6 protein-coding genes are annotated in these 5,772 nt (G+C 39.7%); all 6 read left to right on the forward strand.

The window, feature by feature from the left end; all coding sequences use genetic code 11:
* A partial coding sequence (gene uvrA, locus A194_RS0114145; protein ID WP_017187465.1) for an excinuclease ABC subunit UvrA occupies positions 1-1,950 on the forward strand: 1,950 nt, incomplete at its 5' end.
* A 14-nt stretch (positions 1,951-1,964) separates the two neighbouring features.
* Entirely contained in the window at positions 1,965-2,315 is a 351-nt protein-coding gene (locus A194_RS0114150; RefSeq protein WP_017187466.1) for a YojF family protein, read from the forward strand.
* A gap of 14 nt (positions 2,316-2,329) precedes the next feature.
* A complete protein-coding gene (gene bshB2, locus A194_RS0114155; protein ID WP_017187467.1) occupies positions 2,330-3,022 on the forward strand; it encodes a bacillithiol biosynthesis deacetylase BshB2 in 693 nt (230 codons plus the stop codon).
* A gap of 113 nt (positions 3,023-3,135) precedes the next feature.
* Positions 3,136-4,179 carry a DUF4097 family beta strand repeat-containing protein gene (locus tag A194_RS0114160; protein WP_029425317.1) on the forward strand — a complete coding sequence of 348 codons (1,044 nt, stop codon included), beginning with the start codon at positions 3,136-3,138 and terminating at the stop codon, positions 4,177-4,179.
* Between the two features lie 42 nt (positions 4,180-4,221).
* On the forward strand, positions 4,222-4,578 hold the full coding sequence (locus A194_RS0114165) for a phage holin family protein (protein WP_017187468.1): 357 nt from the start codon (positions 4,222-4,224) through the stop codon (positions 4,576-4,578).
* Between the two features lie 274 nt (positions 4,579-4,852).
* On the forward strand, positions 4,853-5,772 hold a 920-nt coding region (hprK, locus tag A194_RS0114170; protein ID WP_017187469.1), incomplete at its 3' end, for an HPr(Ser) kinase/phosphatase.

Raw genomic sequence — 5,772 nt, forward strand, 5'->3', positions numbered from 1 at the left:
CATGCGATCGCTCCGTGGCAACCGATTAGCTCACAATATTACCCACAACTACTGAAAAGTGTGTGTAACCATTACAACATTGACATGGATACACCGGTTAAAGAATTGCCAGAAGAACAATTAAATAAAGTGCTACAAGGTAGTGGTGATGAAAAAATTCTATTCAGTTACGAGAATGAACGTGGGCAATTAAGAGAAAACGAGATTTTCTTTGAAGGTGTGTTTAATAACGTTTCCCGCCGTTATCATGAAACATCATCGAGTTTCATTCGTGAACAGATGGAGAAATATATGGCTCAATCAGCTTGTCCAACTTGTGATGGCTATCGTTTAACAGGAGAAGCGCTTGCTGTTAAAGTCGATGGGAAACATATTAGCGAAGTGACTGAGCTTTCTGTTTCGAATGGATTAAGCTGGATTAGACAAGTTTCGCTGTCTGAAAAAGAAGCCAAGATCGCCAACATGATCGTGAAAGAAATCGAAGACCGTTTAACGTTTTTACAAAATGTCGGTTTAGATTATTTGAATTTATCCCGTTCGGCTGGGACGTTATCAGGTGGTGAGGCCCAGCGAATTCGATTAGCGACTCAAATCGGTTCAGCACTGACAGGTGTTTTGTATGTTTTAGATGAGCCTTCAATAGGTCTGCATCAACGAGACAATGATCGTTTAATTCAAACGTTAAAACGTATGCGCGATTTAGATAATACATTGATTGTGGTTGAGCATGATGAAGATACGATGTTAGCAGCTGATTGGCTAATTGATATTGGTCCTGGTGCAGGTGCGCAAGGTGGCGAGATTGTAGCTAGTGGCACACCTCAACAAGTGATGGAGCAAGATGATTCATTAACAGGCAAGTACTTAAGTGGGAAGCAGTTCATCCCATTACCTGCCGAAAGAAGGCCAACACAACCAGAACGTGAGCTAGTGATCCGTAAAGCGGAAGAAAACAACTTAAAACAAGTCGATGTTTCCTTACCGCTTGGTGTTATGTCAGTTATTACAGGTGTATCTGGCTCGGGTAAAAGTACATTGATTAACGATATTTTGTACAAAACTTTATCGCAAAAATTACACCGTGGAAAGGTAAAACCTGGTCAACACGAAACTGTTGAAGGAATTGAACAGTTAGAAAAAGTGATCGATATTGATCAATCACCAATCGGTCGTACGCCAAGGTCGAATCCAGCAACATATACAGGTGTGTTTGATGATATTCGTGACGTATTTGCACAAACGAGTGAAGCGAAAATGCGCGGTTATAAAAAAGGACGCTTCAGCTTTAACGTGAAAGGCGGTCGCTGTGAAGCTTGCCGTGGTGACGGAATTATTAAGATTGAAATGCACTTTTTACCTGATGTTTACGTGCCTTGTGAAGTATGTCACGGCAAACGTTATAATCGTGAAACGTTAGAAGTGAAATATAAAGGTAAAAGCATTGCTGAAGTGTTAGAGATGCGAATTGAGGAAGCACTAGACTTTTTCGAAAACATCCCGAAAATTAAACGTAAGCTTCAAACGGTTGAAGATGTTGGTTTAGGCTATATTAGGTTAGGGCAACCGGCTACAACATTGTCTGGTGGTGAAGCGCAACGAGTTAAACTCGCAAGTGAACTACATCGCCGATCTAACGGAAAGTCTTTATACATTTTAGATGAACCGACGACAGGCTTGCACGTCGATGACATCGCAAGGTTACTAAAAGTATTACAGCGATTAGTCGAAAACGGTGATACCGTACTAATTATTGAACACAACTTGGATGTTATTAAGACAGCTGACTACATTATTGACCTAGGTCCAGAAGGTGGAGAAGGTGGCGGTGAAATTGTCGCTACTGGTACACCAGAAGAAGTTTCTGAAATTGACCGATCATTTACTGGTCAGTATTTAAAGCCGATTTTAGAACGGGATCGTAATCGTATGAAGCAACGATTGGCGACATGAAGGGGGAATAACCAATGAAAGCAATTAAAATGGCAGAAGTACAAAAGCATTTAGATGAATTTGCGAATGAGCCAGTATATATCCATTTAGAGACGACAAATGGTGCTTATGCGAAGCACTTTGATTCAAATGCACATAACGTTGGTGCCTATATTCGTAATGCTCAAATTCAATATGAACGTGGTAAAATAGTCGAATCAGATGGGACTTACCGCGTCGGCTTAAAGACAGATGGATGGGTTTACGCTGAAGGTCTAACCGATTATGAATTAAATGAAGATGGCCAACTTTTATTAGCTGGACACGATCAAGTCGGCCGTCTAATGGTTGCATTACAAATTAGTCGTAAACCATTCCAAATGTAGGAGGGGAATTAACTATGGTTGATTATTCAAAACATGAACAAGTCGTCGTCATATATCCGCACCCTGATGATGAGTCATTTGGAACATCAGGGACAATTATAAATTTTCGCGAAGCAGAAGTGCCCGTCACATACTTGTGTGGCACATTAGGTGAGATGGGCCGTAATATGGGAAGTCCATTTTTCGCAAACCGTGAAACGTTACCGAAAATTCGTAAACAAGAATTAATTGATGCATGCCAAGTACTCGATATGGACTTAGTCATGCTCGGTTATCGTGATAAAACGTTAGAATTTGAAGCAAAAGATGAAGTCGCAGACCATTTAAAGAAACATATTGAAAAATTAGGTGCAACACTCGTCATTACTTTTTACCCACCTTATGCGGTTCATCCAGACCATGATGCAATGGGTGCAGCTGCTTTTGAAGCGGTTCGTAAAATGGACGATGACAAGCGTCCTGAAGTATGGGCGACGGCTATTTCTAACAATCGTGATGAAGTGTTAGGTAAACCCGATATTGTCGTTGATACGGAGCCAGTTTTTCATCGCAAACTTGAAGCGATTAAATCTCACCGTTCTCAAGCAGAAGGCATGTTGAGTAAGATGCGCGAAAGCTCTGATTTTATCGGTGAATATGATAGTGCACTGCAACGACTACAATACGAAGCATTTTATAAGGTGGATGTCGATCAAGTGAATTCGTAATATGTCGGTCTCTAGTAGGAGAACAAAAGCGTCTATTTTCGGTCGACTGGTTGATTTCATATTTGATGTCTTGGCGTATAATAGCTTTAGGAAACAAATTAGGGGGAAAGTCAATGAGTGAAAAAAGGCGTAAAATACTAAACCTATTAGAGGAAGGCCATATTACAGCTGAAGAGGCTGATGAATTGTTAGAGGCACTTGATTATGAAGAAGAAAATAAAACGAAAGAAAGATCGACGGACCACAATGATGACAACCCGTTCACACAAGGATTGAAAAGTGTCACAGATGGCATTGCTAACTTCATAGATGAAACGGTTAATATGGTGAAGGAAGGTCCGTTTGAATTTTCGTTTAAACATTCTAATGTGAAGCGAACTTATCATTTTAACAGTGAGTCAGTGCAAAGTTTGAGACTAAACAATAAAAATGGAGCGGTGGAATTTTTAAGATCGAATGATGACAACATTCGAATAGAAGTTCGAGGCAAAGTATTTAAAGAAACGGATTTTAAGCGAGCAGAAGCTCTATATGATGAAGCGATTGAAATATCGATTAGTGACAATACATTATCTATTGAACAATTAAGAAAAGATGTAACCGCAAACTTCACCGTCTACTTACCGAAGAAAAAGTATGACCAAGTGACGGTTGAAACGTTTAACGGAACAATTAAAGTCTATACGATGATTTGTAACTCATCACATATTTCAACGGTCAACGGCTCAGTTACGTTATTAGATTATCGAGCTGAAACGTTAAGTGTTAGTACACGACACGGATCTATTAAGCTTGATGATGTCGCTATTCGAAAAGCGAAGTTAAAAACGACGACTGGCTCGGTTCACTATGATGGGACAGTTGAACAAATTAATATTGATGTTACGACAGGTAGCGTTCGTACTTATGTCCGCAATTACGATGCGAAGCAAGCTGACTTATCAGTTTCAACAGGCTCTTTACAGTTATATGTCCCGAAAAGAATGCACATTAATGGAACAGCCAATACTAAAATCAGCTCTGTTAAAGTAGATTTAGTTGACACAAGTGTTGAGCCGTTAGACGATCATGCTCTAGCAAGTCAATCCAATTTTATAACGTTGAAGAAGGAGATTCGTATTTTGATGTTGATTTATCAACTAAAACGGGTAGTGTAAGAGTAAACAATATTTCATAGAAATCGAGTTAGGAGTTTTATTATGTTAAAAAATTGGTTAATCGCCATAGTCGTAAATGCTGTAGCCATTCTAGCTGTCGCGGCACTATTTGACTCGTTTTACGTAGAAGGTGTCGGTATTGCTATTTTAGCAAGTTTCATACTATCTATTTTAAATGTGATCGTACGACCGATTCTCGTCTTCTTCACACTCCCGATTACGTTTCTAACGTTAGGGTTGTTCCTATTTGTCATCAATGCAATCACATTAATGATTGCACAATGGATGATCGGAGATGCGTTCGTCATTGATGGATTCGGCTGGGCAATCATCGCAGCGATTATTATTTCAATATTAAACGGCTTGCTACAAAGTTTATTGAAGCAAGTCGTCAGATAGAAGCTTGGGCTAAGCGCCCGGGCTTTTTTTATGTTAATAGCTCATAGAACTGTGAAAATAACGCATAGAACGGCGATAATGGCTCATAGAACTGTGAAAATAACGCATAGAACGACGATAATAGCTCATAGAAACTCCTCTATAGTTCATAGAGGGCAAAATTCGACATTAATTTCTAACAGAACTTTCAAGCATTTATTAAATCTAATCTTAGTGAGTATGCTAAACTTGTGATATAGTTGACTGTATAATTGTGACATAGGAGGTGATACGGGTGGTGAAAGTCCGTACACAAGACTTAATCGATCGATTTGAATTGGAATTAGTAGGTGGAAAAGGTGGTGTCCACCGAGAAATTGTGACGAGTGACATCTCTAGACCTGGCATGGAAATGGCGGGCTATTTCACACATTATCCGAAAGAGCGTCTTCAGCTAATGGGACGTACAGAATTATCATTTTTATATGACTTAACTGAACCTGAAGTACGTGACCGTATGGAAAATTTATGTACCGATGTAACGCCAGGGATCGTCATTACAAGGGGAATGGAAGTACCAGCTGCCTTAATTGAAGCAGCCAATGAAGCGGGTGTTCCTGTCATGCGCTCGCCTTATAAGACGACACGTGTGATCAGTCGTTTAACTACTTTCTTAGAAACAAAATTTGCCCCGACGACTGCTGTCCATGGTGTTTTAGTTGATATATATGGTGTAGGTGTCTTAATTACTGGTAAAAGCGGGATCGGTAAAAGTGAAACAGCATTAGAATTGGTCAAACGAGGTCATCGTCTAGTCGCTGATGATAACGTCGAAATTCGACAAGAAGACTATGATACTTTAATTGGAAACCCACCTAATTTAATAGAACATTTGTTAGAAATTAGAGGACTAGGCATTATTAATGTCATGACATTATTCGGTGCAGGTGCTGTTCGTAACTTTAAACGCATCTCACTAGTGGCCCATCTTGAGTCGTGGGACGGTGAAAAGCAGTATGACCGTTTAGGCCTTGATGAAGAAACGATGAAGATTATGGATGTCCATTTACCGAAAGCGACGATCCCTGTAAGACCAGGACGTAACTTATCGGTTATTATCGAAGTGGCAGCAATGAACTTCAGGTTAAAGCGCATGGGTGTTAATGCTGCAGAAGAATTTTCTGAAAGGTTAAACTCATTAATTGATGTTGATAA

The organism is Alkalibacillus haloalkaliphilus C5, from assembly GCF_000269905.1.
Classification (GTDB): domain Bacteria; phylum Bacillota; class Bacilli; order Bacillales; family Alkalibacillaceae; genus Alkalibacillus; species Alkalibacillus haloalkaliphilus_A.

Bases quoted from the DNA above. Each gene is read 5' to 3' on its own strand.
- A194_RS0114150 (WP_017187466.1), top strand. From the start codon at position 1,965: ATGAAAGCAATTAAAATGGCAGAAGTACAAAAGCATTTAGATGAATTT.
- bshB2 (WP_017187467.1), top strand. From the start codon at position 2,330: ATGGTTGATTATTCAAAACATGAACAAGTCGTCGTCATATATCCGCAC.
- A194_RS0114160 (WP_029425317.1), top strand. From the start codon at position 3,136: ATGAGTGAAAAAAGGCGTAAAATACTAAACCTATTAGAGGAAGGCCAT.
- A194_RS0114165 (WP_017187468.1), top strand. From the start codon at position 4,222: ATGTTAAAAAATTGGTTAATCGCCATAGTCGTAAATGCTGTAGCCATT.